The sequence below is a fragment of the Pseudomonas sp. BT-42-2 genome (assembly GCF_025847435.2).
Taxonomy (GTDB): domain Bacteria; phylum Pseudomonadota; class Gammaproteobacteria; order Pseudomonadales; family Pseudomonadaceae; genus Aquipseudomonas; species Aquipseudomonas urmiensis.
In genome coordinates this window covers 92,893-108,250 of sequence record NZ_JAOYTM010000011.1, presented here as the reverse complement: position 1 = coordinate 108,250, position 15,358 = coordinate 92,893, and the positions used below count along the sequence as shown (strand labels likewise).

Genomic DNA, 15,358 nt, shown 5'->3' with positions numbered 1-15,358 from the left:
ATCATCTCACCTGCCAAAGCCCAGAAACCTGCGTGGTGAAGCTGTTGCTCATCAACTCCCGGCGCATCCCCCAGTCGGGCAGCGCCGGCACTGCAGCGGGCCGCAAGGTCCCACTGCCCCAGCGCCCATTCACCCCATCGAGCACGCTCATCAGCCGCCCGCTCTTGAGCGGTTGCGAGGCGGCGAACAAGTCATCGGTGTACTCCCCGCGCTGGCACAGCTCCAGCAGCAACACCTCGGCCTTGCTGTACTTGAAGCCCTCGCGAAACACCCTATCCAGCGCCTCGATGGCCAGGCGGGTGAGCAGGCGCACGTCATCGGTGGGATAAGGCAACTGCACCACCACGCCATTGGCATACTTGGCTTCGTCGGGGTTGAACATGCCCGTACGAATGCTCACCCGCAGCTTGCGCGCCAGGGACTGTTGCGCACGCAGTTTTTCGCTGGCACGCATGACATAACTGGCCACCGCCTGCCTGATTGGCGCACGTTCAGTCAGGCGTTTGCCGAACATGCGGCTGCAGCAGATTTCCTGGCGTGGCGGCTCCACCTCCTCCAGCGCCAGGCATGGCGTACCGGCAAGCTCGCGGACGGTCTTTTCAATGACCACGCTAAATTGCTGGCCCAGGCTGCGCGGGTCGGCCTGGGCCAGATCCCAGGCGCTGCGGATATCCAGGCCGCGCAGATGGGCGGCCATGCGCGGGCCGATGCCCCAGACATCTGCGGCGTCACACCTTTTCAGTACCCAGTCACGGTGGCCCGGGTCACGCAAATCCACCACCCCGCCGCTTTGCTCCTGCCAGCGCTTGGCCGCATGGTTAGCCAACTTGGCCAAGGTCTTGGTACCGGCGATACCCACGCCAACCGGAATACCGGTGTACTGCAGCACCCGCTCGCGGATGTCGCGGCCCAGGCGCTTGAGGTCACCAGGCACGCCGCTGAGGTCGGCGAACGCTTCATCGATGGAGTACACCTCCAGCGCCGGGACCATGCCTTCGATCACGGTCATCACCCGCTGGCTCATGTCGCCGTACAGTGCGTAATTGGAGGAGAACGCCACCACCCCATGGCGGCGCAGCACGTCCTTGACCTGAAAATACGGCTGGCCCATCTTCACCCACTGCTTGGCCTCGGCGCTGCGGGCGATGACACAACCGTCGTTGTTGCTCAGCACCACAATCGGGGTGCGCCGCAGGTCTGGGCGGAACACCCGCTCGCAACTGGCGTAGAAGCTGTTGCAGTCGATCAGGGCGAACACCGCTTCAGGCCTTTGGGTCATGGCTACGCACACTGAAGGTCACCACGCCCCAGATCGTCAACTCGTCGCCCTCAAGGATGTAACGCGGCGCGAAACGGGGATTCTCCGAATGCAGCGACACCTGCCGAGCAACCTTGTGCAAGCGCTTGCACAGCGGCTCGCCATTGACGGCAGCGATGACTATGTGGCCGTGGTGGGCCTCGACCGAGCGATCGACCAGCACCAGGTCGCCGTCGAAGATCCCAGCGCCTTGCATGCTGTCGCCGTCTATCCTGACCAGATACATGTGCGGTGCGCGCAGGTTGAACAGCTCATCCAATGAGATCGGTTGCTCCATGTGGTCCGCAGCGGGCGAGGGAAACCCCGCCGGCACGCGAAACAGATAGCGCGGCAGCGCACTGCCGCCTGAAGCGATCGGGCCAAGAATGGAAGTCATGAGCCAGCCTTGCAAATAAACTGTATGAATATACAGTTAATCGATCGCCGGGCCTTCGGTCAATTTCGGCGTAGGAAATTTCGACAAGTGGGAGACCTGCAATGTGCGGACGCTTCGTCCAGTACCAAGGCTTGGCCGACTATCTGCGCGAGCTGGACGCCGAGCAAGACGTGGTCAGTGGCTATGACAATAGCCCCGTGGGCCGTTACAACGTCGCCCCCGGTAGCCGCGTACTGATCCTGCACACGGCCGAAGATGGCCTGCGCATCGACCCCTGCCACTGGGGCTGGGCGCCGTTCTGGGCCACTGGCAAACGGCCGGCGCCGATCAATGCGCGGGTCGAAACAGTCACCACCGGCACGTTTTTCCAGGCCCTGTGGCCGCAGGGTCGGGCGCTGGTAATGGCCGATGGCTGGTACGAGTGGGTAACCGACCCGCACGACCCCAAGCGCAAGCAACCCTATTTCATTCGCCTGAAAAGCCAGGCACCGATGTTCATGGCGGCGCTGGCCCAGGTGCGGGCGGGGCTGGAGTCGAGTGAAGGCGATGGCTTTGTGATCATCACTGCCGCCAGCGATCAGGGCATGCTGGATATCCATGATCGCCGGCCACTGGTACTGGCGCCGGAACACGCCCGGGCTTGGTTGGACCCTGAACTCCCCGCAGAACGTGCGCAGCAGTTAGCCCGTGAGCAATGCCTGCCGGTGGAGGCGTTCGAGTGGTTTGCGGTGAGCAAGGCCGTGGGTAATGTGCGCAACGAGGGGGCGCAATTGATCGTGCTGGAGACGCCGCAGGCGACGCTGTTCTAGTTCGGGTCGAGCGCGGCCCTTCGCAGGTAAGCCTGCGAAGGGCCGCCAATGACACCCTGCAAACACCTAGGCCGCCACCGTCTCTGAAGCCAGCGCCTCGCGCACCAACGGGTCGATCCCCTCCCCCGGATTGGCTTGCATCCACTCGACCAGTTGCCGGCGCATCGCCGGGGCCCAGAAGCTGTGCAGATGCTGCCTCACCCCTTGCACCGCCAGGGCGCGGTCTGGCTCGCTGTCGAAGTAATGGGCGATCTGGTTGGCCATCTTGATCAGATTGTCGACGCTCATCGGCGCACCTCGGCAGTCTCCGGTTGGTCGCTGTGGCGGCGCTCCTTGAGCAAGCGCCGTTGTTCGTCACTGAACGCCTGATAGCGCTGCTGCCAGGCCGAAGGCTGCGACACGCGCACCACTTCCACCGCCGTGACTTTGTACTCGGGGCAGTTGGTGGCCCAGTCGGAGTTGTCGGTGGTGATCACGTTGGCGCCCGACTCGGGGAAGTGGAAGGTGGTGTACACCACCCCCGGCGCGACCCGGCTAGTGACCTGCGCACGCAACACGGTTTGCCCGGCGCGGCTACCGATGCCGACCCAATCACCCTCGACGATGCCGCGGCTTTCAGCATCGCTTGGGTGGATCTCAAGGCGGTCCTGGGCGTGCCAGGCGACGTTACCGGTGCGCCGGGTCTGGGCGCCGACGTTGTATTGGCTGAGGATGCGCCCGGTGGTCAGCAACAGCGGATAGCGGCTGTTGACCTTCTCGTCGGTGGGCACGTAACCGGTGAGCATGAAGCGCCCCTTGCCACGCACGAACTGGCCGATGTGCATGGTCGGGGTGCCGTCGGGCGCGGCCTCGTTGCACGGCCATTGCAGGCTGCCGTGGCGATCGATCTCGGCGTAGCTGACGCGGTGGAAGGTCGGCGTCAGGCGGGCGATTTCATCCATGATCTGGGACGGGTGGCGGTAGTCCATCGGGTAGCCCAAGGCGTTGGCCAGGGCCACGGTTGCTTCCCAGTCCGCCTTGCCAGCCAGCGGTTCCATAACTTTGCGCACCCGCGAGATACGCCGTTCGGCGTTGGTGAAGGTGCCGTCTTTTTCCAGGAACGAACTGCCCGGCAGGAACACATGGGCGAACTTGGCCGTCTCGTTGAGGAAGATATCCTGCACCACCACGCATTCCATGGCGCGCAAGGCGGCAGTGACGTGCTGGGTGTTGGGGTCGCTCTGGGCGATGTCCTCGCCCTGGCAGTACAGGGCCTTGAAGCTGCCATCCAAGGCCGCTTCGAACATGTTGGGAATACGCAGGCCCGGATCGGGCTGCAAGGTCACGCCCCAGGCCTGCTCGAACTCAGCCCTCACGCCCTCGTTGGAAATGTGCCGGTAGCCGGGCAGCTCATGCGGGAACGAGCCCATGTCGCAGGAGCCTTGGACGTTGTTCTGGCCACGCAGCGGGTTGACCCCTACCCCTTCGCGACCAATGTTGCCGGTGGCCATGGCCAGGTTGGCGATGCCCATCACCGCGGTGCTGCCCTGGCTGTGCTCGGTAACACCCAGCCCGTAGTAGATGGCCGCATTGGCGCCGTTGGCGTACAGCCGGGCAGCAGCGCGGATCTGCTCGGCGGGTACGCCGCAGATCGGCCCGAGCGCTTCAGGGGCGTTATCCGCCAGGCTGACGAAGTCGCGCCAGCGGGCAAATTCCGCCGCTTCGCAGCGACTATCGACGAAGCCCTGATCGAGCAGCCCTTCCGTGACGATCACATGGGCCAAGGCGTTGAGCATGGCCACGTTGGTACCTGGGCGCAATTGCAGGTGCAGTTCGGCGCGCGCATGCGGCGAGTCGACCAGATCGATACGCCGTGGGTCGATGACGATCAGCTTGGCGCCTTGGCGCAGGCGCCGCTTGAGTTGCGAGCCGAACACCGGATGGGCATCGGTGGGGTTGGCGCCAATCACCAGGATCACGTCGGCGAGCATCACCGAGTCGAAGCTTTGCGTGCCAGCCGACTCGCCCAAGGTCTGCTTGAGGCCGTAGCCGGTGGGCGAATGACAGACCCGCGCACAGGTATCGACGTTGTTGTTGCCAAAGGCGGTACGCACCAACTTTTGTACCAGGTAGGCCTCTTCATTGGTACAGCGGCTGGAGGTGATCCCGCCAATCGAATCGCGCCCGTACTTGAGCTGGATCCGGCGCAGCTCGCTGGCCGCATAGCTGACGGCCTCGTCCCAGCTGACCTCTTGCCAAGGGTCGTCGATGTGCTTGCGGATCATTGGCGTGGTGATGCGATCGGGGTGGGTCGCATAACCCCAGGCGAAGCGGCCCTTGACGCAGGCATGGCCATGGTTGGCGCCGCCGTTCTTGTCCGGCACCATGCGCACCAGCTGATCGCCCTTCATCTCGGCACGGAACGAGCAGCCCACGCCGCAATAAGCGCACGTAGTGATCACCGCGCGCTCCGGCTGGCCGAGCTGCACCAGGCTCTTCTCGGTCAGGGTCGCGGTCGGACAGGCCTGCACACACGCTCCACAAGACACACACTCGGAATTGAGGAAGTTGTCGCCACCCGCCGCTGCCACTCGCGAGTCGAAGCCGCGCCCTGTGATAGTCAGGGCGAACGTGCCCTGGATGTCTTCGCAAGCGCGCACGCAGCGGCTGCAGACGATGCACTTGCTTGGCTCGTAGTCGAAGTAGGGGTTGGAAACATCCTTGGCCTCGGCCAGGTGATTGTCACCGGCATAGCCATAACGCACCTCGCGCAAGCCGACCTGGCCGGCCACGCTCTGCAGCTCGCAGTTGCCGTTGGCCGAGCAGGTCAGGCAGTCCAGCGGGTGGTCGGAGATGTACAGTTCCATGACGTTACGCCGCAGGTCGGCCAGGCGCGCGGTTTGCGTGCGCACCACCATGCCCTCGGTGACCGGCGTGGTGCACGAGGCGGGGTAGCCGCGCATGCCGTCGATTTCCACCATGCACATGCGGCACGAACCAAACGCTTCCAGGCTGTCGGTGGCGCACAGTTTGGGGATGCTGGTACCCAGTAGCGACGCAGCGCGCATCACCGAGGTGCCGGCAGGCACGCTGATCGCGCGGCCATCGATATTCAGGCTGACCTGTACCTCGCTATCACGCGCAGGGGTGCCCAGGTCGATGTCACTGGCGGGGTCGAAGAAATTGATCATTGCGCGGCCTCCGGGCTGGCCAGACCGAAGTCGGCAGGGAAATGCTTGAGAGCGCTGGCCACAGGATACGAAGTCATCCCGCCCATGGCGCACAGCGAGCCGTACTGCAGGGTGTCGCACAGGTCACGCAGCAGGTCGGCCTGCTCTTGGCGATAGGCTGGGTCGCTGCTGGCGATCAAGCGCTCGACCACCTCCACGCCACGGGTCGAGCCGATCCGGCACGGGGTGCATTTGCCGCACGACTCCTCGGCGCAGAACTGCATGGCAAAACGTGCCATGCCAGCCATGTTCAGGGTGTCGTCGGCGACCACGACTCCGCCGTGGCCAATCATCGCGCCGAGGGCGGCGAAGGCCTCGTAGTCCAGCGGTGTGTCGAACTGGCTTGGCGGCACCCAGGCGCCCAGTGGGCCACCGACCTGCGCAGCCTTCAGTGGCCGGCCACTGGCCGTGCCGCCGCCGTAGCCCTCGACCAGTTCGCGCAGGGTCAGGCCGAACGCGCGCTCGACCAGCCCACCCTGGCGGACGTTCCCCGCCAGCTGAAACGGCAAGGTACCCAGCGAACGACCCATGCCAAAGTCGCGGTAGAACGGCGCGCCCTTGGCCAGAATGATCGGCACCGAGGCCAGGGTGAGCACGTTATGCACCAGGGTCGGCTGGCCGAACAGGCCTTCGAGCGCCGGCAGTGGCGGCTTGGCGCGGACGATCCCGCGCTTGCCTTCGAGCGATTCGAGCAGCGCGGTTTCCTCGCCGCAAATGTAGGCGCCAGCCCCCACCCGCACCTCCAGGTCGAAGGCCACACCGCTGCCAGTAGCGTCCAGATAACCCGCTTCACGGGCGAGCAGCACTGCCTCGTTCAGCGCCCGAACCGAGTCAGGGTATTCCGAGCGCACATAGATGTAGCCCTTGCTCGCCCCCACCGCCAGGCCAGCGATGATCATGCCTTCGATCAACAGGAACGGGTCGCCCTCCATCAGCATGCGGTCGGCGAAAGTGCCGGAGTCACCCTCGTCAGCGTTGCACACCACATACTTCTGCCCTGCCGGGGCATCGCGTACGGTGCGCCACTTGATCCCCGCCGAGAACGCCGCGCCGCCGCGCCCGCGCAAGCCGGAGTCGAGCACCGCAGCGACCACATCCGCGCCATCCATCAGCGCCGCCTTGGCCAGCCCGTCAAAGCCGCCATGGCTGCGGTAGTCATCCAACGACAGAGGCCGAGTAATGCCGGCACGCGCGAACAGCAGGCGCTGTTGCGTCTTCAAATACGGAATCTGCTCGACCAAACCCAGTGCCAGCGGATGGCTGGCGGGATCTGCAACCAGGGCATCGAGCAGCGAGGCCGCATCCTCGACCATCACCGGGCCGAAGCCCAAGCGGCCAGCGGCGCTGTCCAGTTCGACCAGCGGCTCCAGCCAGTACAGGCCACGCGAGCTGGTGCGCAGGATCTGCAGCGCAATTTGCCGACGCTCGGCCTCAGCGGCCAGGGCAGCGGCCAACTGATCAGCGCCGACCGCGCGGGCGACCGAGTCGCAGGGGATGAACAGCTTCAGCATGGCTTGGCCTCCTGCAGGCAGCCGTCGACCAGCGTACGCAGGCGCTCAGGGGTAAGCCGGGCATGCACCTGGCCATCGAGCTCCAGCGCTGGCGAGCAAGCGCAAGCGCCCAGGCAATAGACCGGGCGCAGGCTGACGGCGCCATCGGCGCTAGTGCCGTGATCATCAAGCCCCAGTTGTTCACGCAGTTGCGCGGCCAGCGCCTCGGCGCCACGGCTTTGACAGGATTCGGCCCGGCACAGGCGCAAGGTGTGGCGCGCAGGCGGCGACGTGCGGAAGTCGTGGTAGAAGCTGATCACCCCGCGCACTTCGGCCTGGCTCAGGTTGAGGGCATGGGCGATCTCAGGTACGGCGGCGTCGGGGATGTAGCCGCTGCCAGCCTGGATAGCATGGAGAATCGGCAACAGCGCACCAGGGGTGTCGCGGTGGTGATCCAGCACACGCTGGATCACGGGCAGTTCAAGGGTCGGATCAGGCATACAGCGGACCTCGGCATCACGGACCAGGCTGCACGTGGGCAGGCCTGGTTCCGGCGTGTTCTGCTGCGGTGCACCGGCCACGTCACGGGCGCGTGGTCTGCGGGCACCTCCTTGCCCGTGGCCGTGCATCTACGTGCACTGGTCCTGAGGGCATCCTCACAGCATGGCACTCCTGTCGCCTGGAGGTTGCGTGCGAACGACCAGGCGTATCCTGAAACCGACCTAGCCACTCGCCAAGGCCGATTTGCAAAGCCAGCCGCTGGGCACCTTCAAATGGCCAAGTGCACCAGACGCTGCAAGTCGCCGATCACCGCAGGATCACGCGCTTGGAGTACATCGGCCTGAATACGCGCGATCACGGCCTTGAGCAGCTCCGTCTGGCTCATCTGGGTGGCCTGCAGCAACGCCAGGTAATCCTGGGCCACATGGGCGTTGACCTTCATCGACAGCCGCCGCGTGGCCGCTGGTGCAGCGAGTGCACGCATGTGCAGTTGCTGCTCCAGCGCAGCACTGAACGTCGCATGCGCCGCCGGCAGCCCCGCCGCGCCTTGGGCGTGAGCCAAAGCATGAAAATAGTAGCCAAGGAACAGCTTGCGCAGGCTGGCCCCCGCATCGTTGCTCACGGCATGCATAGCGGTGTCCAGTACATCCAGATAGACCGCCGGCAGGCGCGCCTCGATCGACTTGAGCTGCTGCTTGCGCGCCTCGCGAATCGCCGGCGTGGATTGCGGCGGGATCGCGACCACGCTATCGCAGCCCAGGCATACCCCCACCAGCACGTCCTTGGCCTGGCCTTGGCTATCGCTGAACGGCACGTCGCGACGCACATAGCGCATCTGCACCAGTGCCTGGCACTGCTCACAGAGCGCCTTGCCGGTGTCGCCTTCGAAGAAGATCTTCATGATCTGTCACTCACTGATGAACACTGACGAACCAGGTATCTGGCTCGATGAAATAGAACTTGATGTACCACCCCAGGCGCTTGAGCACATGCACATCGATGGCCGGCACGGCGTGGTGAGGGCTGCAGTGGTGATGGACGCCGCTGCAGGAGCGAATAACGCGAATAAGCACCTCAGCCGTAACCTCGCCCATCGCTAGCAGGTTTTTCACCTCGATATCGCCACGCGCAACATGCAGGTAGTTACCGGACTCCAGCGCAGCGATCACATCGTGCCGGGCCTTCCTGAACCCATCTTTCATAGCCATCCCTGCCAATACGAAAATCATCGTACAAAATAGAAAGCGAATCCACCTCCCAGCGGATTCGAGCGACCAACGGCAGCCTGCCTGTGTGCACATGCAACCAGCGCCACCCTTGAATAACTATGGCAGCGCTTAAATCGGCGCAGCGCCGGACAATGTGTCGGGCGTTGTCCTGGTTTTTCACGATGTTGCTGCAAGGTGGTTAAACCGGCTGGTCTACCCCGCAAGCAATCCCCTCACTGCGCCGGTATGCACCTAGACTAGGTACTAAATGCCATCAGTCCCGCGCGCCCCTGCCGTCGGGCCTGCACCGTCCAAAACTCTCGACCAGGGGTCTCCCGATGCCATCCTTGTCAGCCTGGCTCGCGCCCATCCGCCGACGGTTCTCCCAGCCGGGACCGGTCAAGCCGTTCAACCTCATGCGGCGCTTCTCGCTGATCAGCTTCGTCATCATCAGCGCCGTGGCGATCGGCCTGGCTTCGCTGTCGACGCGGTTTCTGGTCAATGAAAGCCTGGAGCGCGATGCCTTGCTGTCGGCGCAATTCATCCAGTCGATGGCTTTCGGCGAGATTCGCCACCACGACCTGGATGGCATGAAGATGGGCGACGTGCTGGCCTCGACCCAGTACGGCATGCTCACCGGCGAAACCGGCAAGAACCGCGAACGCGCCCGCTCGGAGTTCCTCGACCACCTGGCGCACCTGCCCGACGTGCTGCTGGCCAGCATCTTCTCCCCCGAGCGCAAGGTGATCTGGTCGACCAACCCGGCGCTGATCGGCCGCCAGGTGCATGAAGATTCAGCCCTGGAACAAGCCTTCGCCTCGCATGGCCAAGTCAGCGCGCGCTACAACGAGGTCGAGGCCGGCCGCACCGAGCAGCAATTCGTACGTGCGCCGAAGATGTTCTTCGTCGAGCACTACATCCCGCTGGTCGACGACCAAGGCAAGGTGCTGGCCATGGTCGAGATCTACAAAGAGCCGGTCGACCTGATCGAGCGGATCGACCGCGGCCACAAGCTGATCTGGGCCGCCACTGCGCTCGGCGGGCTGACTATCTATTTCGGCCTGTTCTGGATCGTCTGGCGCGCCTCGCGCTTGCTGGCGAACAAGACCTACGGCGGCCTGGTAGAGATGTCCACCGCCGTCGCCCACAGCCTGCGCAACCCCCTGGCAAGCATTCGCAGCAGCGCCGAGCTGGCCCAGGTGGTGCCCGGCCAACCCGCGACCGGCAACATCACCGACATCATCAGCCAGGTCGACCGCATGTCGGGGTGGTTGCATGATCTGCTGCTGTGTTTACGCCCCCTGCGCGGCGAACCCGAGCCGGTGGACCTGATTAGCGCCGTGCGCACGGCCCTGGGCACGTTCGAATCGCAGCTGCGCCAAGCGCGAATCGAAGCCGTCTTCAATCCAGACAGCGCGCCGCCAGTGTTGAGTAACGCGCTGCTGCTTGGGCAATTGCTCAACAGCGTGCTGGCCAATGCCATCGAAGCCATGCCAGAGGGCGGCAAGCTGGTGTTGACCCTTGATCGGCTAGATGAAGGCCAGTTGCTGCTGTGCATCGACGACTCCGGGCAAGGCCTGAGCCGTCAGCAGGAAATGATGGCGTTCAAGCCGTTCTACAGCACCAAGCAAGGCCGTCTGGGGATTGGCTTGGTGATGGTCCGGCAGATCATGGAGCGGTTTGGTGGCGAGGCCAGCTTGCACAACCTCACGACCCAGGGCACGCGGATTTGCTTGCGATTCAGGACCGATCTGGACGGGCTCAAGGCCAAGGCTGGCTAGTGCCCATGCGTCCAGGCTGTGATTGGCGATTCCCACCATCCTGTAGGGGCAAAGCCTGCGATCGGCGGCAAAGCGCCCCCCTGCGCAACAACCAACACAAGCGCATCGACGCCTGATGCAGGCAATCAACTGCACCAGGGGCGTGGACCATCGTGTTCTGCGGGTCAACGCCGTCACTCTGGTACAATCTGAGGCCTCAATTTCCAAGGCTGATTTGGACCGCGCCCTCAAGCGCGCCGAACCAGCACATTACGCGTACCTAAAAATGCCTCTCGAAGCCTCCACAACGCCGCTGACCAGCCGCCCTGAGCCCTCCCGCCGCTTCAGCGTTGCACCGATGATGGACTGGACCGACCGCCACTGTCGGTTCTTCCTGCGCCTTCTCTCCAAGCACACCCTGCTCTACACCGAAATGGTCACCACCGGCGCCCTGCTGCACAACGACGCCGACCGTTTCCTGCGCCATGACGTCTCCGAGCACCCGCTGGCCCTGCAACTGGGCGGTAGCGTGCCGGCTGACTTGGCGGCCTGCGCGCGGCTGGCCGAGCAGGCGGGCTACGATGAGGTCAACCTCAATGTCGGCTGCCCCAGCGACCGGGTGCAGAACAACATGATCGGTGCCTGCCTGATGGCCCACCCGGCACTGGTGGCCGATTGCGTCAAGGCCATGCGTGATGCGGTGGCAACGCCGATTACGGTCAAGCATCGCATCGGTATCAACGGGCGTGACAGCTATGCCGAACTGTGCGATTTCGTCGGCCAGGTGCGCGAGGCGGGCTGCCGTAGTTTCACCGTGCATGCGCGGATTGCAATTCTTGAGGGGCTGTCGCCCAAGGAGAACCGGGAGATCCCGCCGCTGCGCTATGACGTCGCGGCGCAGTTGAAGGCGGACTTCCCTGATCTGGAAATCGTGCTCAACGGTGGGATCAAGACGCTGGATGAGTGCCGCACGCACCTGACGACCTTCGATGGGGTGATGCTGGGGCGCGAGGCGTACCACAATCCGTATGTGCTGGCCGAAGTGGATCAGCAGCTGTTTGGCAGTGACGCGCCGGTGGTTAGCCGCAGTGAGGCGATGGAGCGGCTGCGGCCCTACATCGTTGCACATATCGACAGCGGTGGCGCGATGCACCATGTGACGCGGCATATTCTCGGGCTTGGCCAGGGCTTCCCGGGGGCGCGGCGGTTCCGCCAATTGCTGTCGGCGGATATTCACAAGACTGACGCGCCGTTGGCGGTGCTGGATCAGGCTGCTGAATTGCTGCAGGGTCGCTGAGCTAGGGTATTGCCAAAGATGAGTGGGGGCTGGGCTGGCCTCTTCGCGGGTCGCGCAATGCGTGCATCAAGCAAGCGAGCGGAACCCTGGGCTGGGTTTTGACTCGAAGCTTCACCTTTCGTATAGCCTGGGGATCTCGGTACGGCCGTCGATCCCGAGGCTGGTACTCAGCCCATCGCGGGGCACGCCCGCTGCTACAGGGTTTTGCGTGAATTCGCGATGGTTGTGCCTGACACTCTGACGGCCCTTGAGCGGCCGTCGGGGGTCGGGTAATGTCGAGTCATTGCACAGGACAGAGCACGCCCATGACCTCCAAGCTGGAACAACTCAAGCAGTTCACCACCGTGGTCGCCGACACCGGGGACCTGGACGCCATCACACGGCTCAAGCCGGTCGATGCCACCACCAACCCGTCGCTGCTGCTCAAGGCCGCAGCCATCCCTGGCTATGCCGATCTGCTCAAGCAAGTGAAGGCCGATAGCAAGGGCAATGTCGACCTGGCCTGCGACAAGTTCGCCGTAGCCGTGGGCGCGGGGATTCTCAAGGTCATTCCGGGGCGGATCTCGACTGAAGTCGACGCACGGCTGTCGTTCGATGAGGCTGCGCTGCTGGCCAAGGCCGAGCACTTGATCGAGCTGTACGATGGCGCTGGCATCGGCCGCGATCGCGTGCTGATCAAGCTGGCCTCGACCTGGGAAGGCATTCGCGCCGCCGAGAAGCTGGAGGGGAAAGGCATCCAGACCAACCTGACCTTGCTGTTCTCCTTCGCCCAGGCACAGGCCTGCGCCGATGCCGGGGTATTTCTGATCTCGCCGTTCGTAGGGCGGATCTACGACTGGTACAAGAAAAGTACCGGCAAGGAGTACGTCGGTGCCGAGGATCCAGGCGTGCAGTCGGTCACGCGCATCTACGACTACTACAAGACCAATGGTTACAAGACTGTGGTGATGGGCGCGAGCTTCCGCAACATCGGCCAGATCGAGCAACTGGCTGGCTGCGATCGCCTGACCATCAGCCCTGAACTGCTGCAACAGCTGAGCGATGATCAGGGCGAGCTGCCGCGCATTCTCAAGCCAGGCAATCAAGGCGAGGCCAAACAGCAACTGAGCGAGAGCCAGTTCCGTTGGGCGATGAACGAAGATGCAATGGGTACCGAGAAGCTGGCCGAGGGGATTCGCCAGTTCGCCCGGGACCAGGAAAAGCTGGAAGCACTGCTGGCAGAAAAAGCCTGATACAAATCGGGTTTGCCTGACGGGCGTAAAGTGCCGAGCATCTTGCGCCCATTGCTTACAAGTCCGGATGTTGTGTTGAATTTGCTGACTTCTTCGCGGGCAAGCCCGCTCCTACAGGGACTGCGCGTATCCTGCGGGGGCGGGCTTGGCTTGCTGCTACCCATTTGAGCTGTCGATGACACCCTCTGCCGATCTCCTCCCCCCCGTCTTGGCCGGGCCTGTGCTGCGCCGCCTGGAACCCCAGCGCCTGGCCATCTGGCTGGTCGGTTCGCAACCGCTTGATCCGCGCTTTATTCTCGATTGCCCAGGCATCCAGGCGAGCGTTGACTGCCAAGTGATTGCAATGGGTACGCACGCATTCGTACACCTGCTGGATGTCCACTTCGACACCCCGTTGCCGTGCAACGTGGCGATTGAATACGACCTGCAGTTGAGCACCGGTGAAGGCATTGCCGCCTGGGCACCGCACCTGCTGTATCCCGGCGCCAGCCGGCCAAGCCTGGTCTTGCGCGAGCGGATCGAACAGCTGCTCCACGGCTCGTGCCGCAAGCCTCATCATCCGGCTGCCGACGGCCTGCTCTGCGCCGACCGGCTGCTGCAAGACTGCGCCAGCCCCGAGCAGCGCCCTGCCCTGCTACTGATGAGCGGCGACCAGGTCTATGCCGACGATGTCGCCGGCCCGATGCTGCGCGCCATCCATCGTTTGATCGAGCGCCTGGGCCTGTTCAAGGAAGCGCTGGACGGCGCCTTGGTCGACGACAGCACAGCGCTGTATCGCCATCCAGCTTGCTATTACCACCGCGCCGACCTGCTGCCGGCCCAGGAGAGCAACGAGAGCCTGCGCGAACGCTTCTTCGGCGGCAAGCGCAAGCCGATTTTCTCCTCGAGCAACGCCGACAACCACCTGGTGACCTTCGCTGAGGTGATGGCGATGTATCTGTTGGTCTGGTCGCCGACGCCGTGGGCGCTGGTAGACATGAACATGCCCGAGGGTCTCACCAAACAGCGGCAGGCGCGCTACCAAGCAGAGCTGCCGCTGATCGAAGCCTTCGCTGCTGGCCTTGGCCAGGTGGCACGGGTAATGGCGCACCTGCCCTGCCTGATGATCTTCGACGACCACGATATTACCGACGACTGGAACCTTTCGGCGCAATGGGAAGAAACGGCCTACGGCCATCCGTTCTCGCGACGGATCATCGGTAATGCCTTGCTCGGCTACTTGCTCTGCCAGGGTTGGGGCAACGATCCAGATAGCTGCAAAGAACTGGTCCAGCACTGCGCGACGCTGGGCGATAACAGTATCGAGCGGCATCTGAACAAACAGGCTCAGGACGCCCTGATTGGCGAACTGCTGCGCTTTCAGGGCTGGCAGTACGATCTGCCGAGCAATCCGCCGCTGTTGGTGCTCGACACCCGCACCCGGCGCTGGCGCAGTGAGAGCAGCCTGAAAAAGCCTTCCGGCTTGCTCGACTGGGAGGCGCTGAGTGAACTGCAGCAGTCGCTGCTCGATCACCCATCGGCGATTATCGTCTCACCGGCGCCGATCTTCGGGGTAAAGCTGATTGAAACCGTGCAGCGGGTATTTAGCTGGTGCGGTTATCCGCTACTGGTGGATGCGGAAAACTGGATGGCCCACCGCGGCGCTGCGCAAGTGATCCTGAATATCTTCCGCCACTCACGCACACCGGGGCATTACGTGGTGCTGTCGGGGGATGTGCACTATTCGTTCGTCTATGAGGTGATGATCCGCCATCGCCAGCGCAATCCGCACCTGTGGCAGATCACCAGCAGCGGGATCAAGAACGAGTTTCCCAAGCGTTTGCTGGATGTGCTCGACAGGCTTAATCGCTGGCTGTACTCGCCACGCTCACCGCTCAACTGGTTTACCAAGCGGCGCTTGATGGAAGTGGCGCCGCGCTTGCCGAGCCGCAGTGAGGCTGGCGAGCGCTTGTGGAATAGCGCCGGCCTGGGGCAGGTGTTTTTCAATGCGCAGGGGCAGCCGGAGCGGGTGTTTCAGTTGAATGCCGATGGCTCGACGGCGAATGAGTTTGTCCGGGATCAGTGAGCCTGGCGGACTGGGCGGTGATTGAGCTGACGCCTTCACGAGGCAAGCCCGCGCCTACAGGGGCGCGGTGATCACAGGGTTTGGATTGCCGCG

Annotated in this window: 13 protein-coding genes; 5 read left to right on the top strand and 8 right to left on the bottom strand. The window is 63.7% G+C overall.

Going from position 1 to position 15,358, the window contains the following annotated elements:
- Position 1: 1 nt before the first annotated feature.
- Both OIU19_RS13820 and OIU19_RS13815 read right to left on the bottom strand, forming a co-directional pair.
- Complete coding sequence (locus OIU19_RS13820; RefSeq protein ID WP_319004515.1) at positions 2-1,279, bottom strand: Y-family DNA polymerase; 1,278 nt, start codon at positions 1,277-1,279, stop codon at positions 2-4.
- Complete coding sequence (locus OIU19_RS13815; protein WP_264235457.1) at positions 1,263-1,694, bottom strand: LexA family transcriptional regulator; 432 nt, start codon at positions 1,692-1,694, stop codon at positions 1,263-1,265. The genes OIU19_RS13820 and OIU19_RS13815 overlap by 17 nt, the downstream gene beginning before the upstream one ends.
- 101 nt (positions 1,695-1,795) lie before the next feature.
- Here OIU19_RS13815 and OIU19_RS13810 point away from each other — a divergent pair, with 101 nt between their 5' ends.
- Positions 1,796-2,503, top strand: coding sequence for an SOS response-associated peptidase family protein (locus OIU19_RS13810; protein ID WP_264235456.1), 708 nt, complete (start codon positions 1,796-1,798; stop codon positions 2,501-2,503).
- A 66-nt stretch (positions 2,504-2,569) separates the two neighbouring features.
- On the opposite strand, the gene OIU19_RS13805 is transcribed toward OIU19_RS13810, so the two are convergent.
- The 6 genes from OIU19_RS13805 to OIU19_RS13780 all read right to left on the bottom strand — a co-directional run bounded on the left by OIU19_RS13805 (position 2,570) and on the right by OIU19_RS13780 (position 8,905).
- The gene (locus OIU19_RS13805; RefSeq protein ID WP_186555053.1) at positions 2,570-2,791 is read right to left on the bottom strand and encodes a formate dehydrogenase subunit delta; all 222 of its coding nucleotides are present in this window, start codon (positions 2,789-2,791) and stop codon (positions 2,570-2,572) included.
- On the bottom strand, positions 2,788-5,673 hold the full coding sequence (gene fdhF, locus OIU19_RS13800) for a formate dehydrogenase subunit alpha (protein WP_264235455.1): 2,886 nt from the start codon (positions 5,671-5,673) through the stop codon (positions 2,788-2,790). The genes OIU19_RS13805 and fdhF overlap by 4 nt, the downstream gene beginning before the upstream one ends.
- Positions 5,670-7,223, bottom strand: coding sequence for an NADH-quinone oxidoreductase subunit NuoF (locus OIU19_RS13795; protein WP_264235454.1), 1,554 nt, complete (start codon positions 7,221-7,223; stop codon positions 5,670-5,672). The genes fdhF and OIU19_RS13795 overlap by 4 nt, the downstream gene beginning before the upstream one ends.
- Positions 7,217-7,702 (bottom strand): formate dehydrogenase subunit gamma, encoded by a 486-nt coding sequence (locus tag OIU19_RS13790; protein ID WP_186555056.1) that lies wholly within the window; start codon positions 7,700-7,702, stop codon positions 7,217-7,219. Before OIU19_RS13790 ends, OIU19_RS13795 begins: the two co-directional genes overlap by 7 nt.
- Before the next feature lie 269 nt (positions 7,703-7,971).
- The gene (locus OIU19_RS13785) at positions 7,972-8,604 is read right to left on the bottom strand and encodes a hypothetical protein (RefSeq protein WP_264235453.1); all 633 of its coding nucleotides are present in this window, start codon (positions 8,602-8,604) and stop codon (positions 7,972-7,974) included.
- Between the two features lie 10 nt (positions 8,605-8,614).
- Positions 8,615-8,905, bottom strand: coding sequence for a hypothetical protein (locus OIU19_RS13780; protein WP_264235452.1), 291 nt, complete (start codon positions 8,903-8,905; stop codon positions 8,615-8,617).
- Between the two features lie 344 nt (positions 8,906-9,249).
- Here OIU19_RS13780 and OIU19_RS13775 point away from each other — a divergent pair, with 344 nt between their 5' ends.
- The 4 genes from OIU19_RS13775 (at position 9,250) to OIU19_RS13760 (ending at position 15,265) form a co-directional block, all read left to right on the top strand.
- Positions 9,250-10,692, top strand: a complete 1,443-nt coding sequence (locus OIU19_RS13775; protein ID WP_264235450.1) for a HAMP domain-containing sensor histidine kinase — start codon at positions 9,250-9,252, stop codon at positions 10,690-10,692.
- Positions 10,693-10,957: 265 nt separating this feature from the next.
- Positions 10,958-11,968, top strand: coding sequence for a tRNA dihydrouridine(20/20a) synthase DusA (gene dusA / locus OIU19_RS13770; protein WP_264235449.1), 1,011 nt, complete (start codon positions 10,958-10,960; stop codon positions 11,966-11,968).
- Positions 11,969-12,273: 305 nt separating this feature from the next.
- Positions 12,274-13,200, top strand: coding sequence for a transaldolase (gene tal / locus OIU19_RS13765; RefSeq protein ID WP_264235448.1), 927 nt, complete (start codon positions 12,274-12,276; stop codon positions 13,198-13,200).
- A 175-nt stretch (positions 13,201-13,375) separates the two neighbouring features.
- A complete protein-coding gene (locus OIU19_RS13760; protein WP_264235446.1) occupies positions 13,376-15,265 on the top strand; it encodes an alkaline phosphatase D family protein in 1,890 nt (629 codons plus the stop codon).
- The last annotated feature ends 93 nt before the right edge of the window (positions 15,266-15,358 follow it).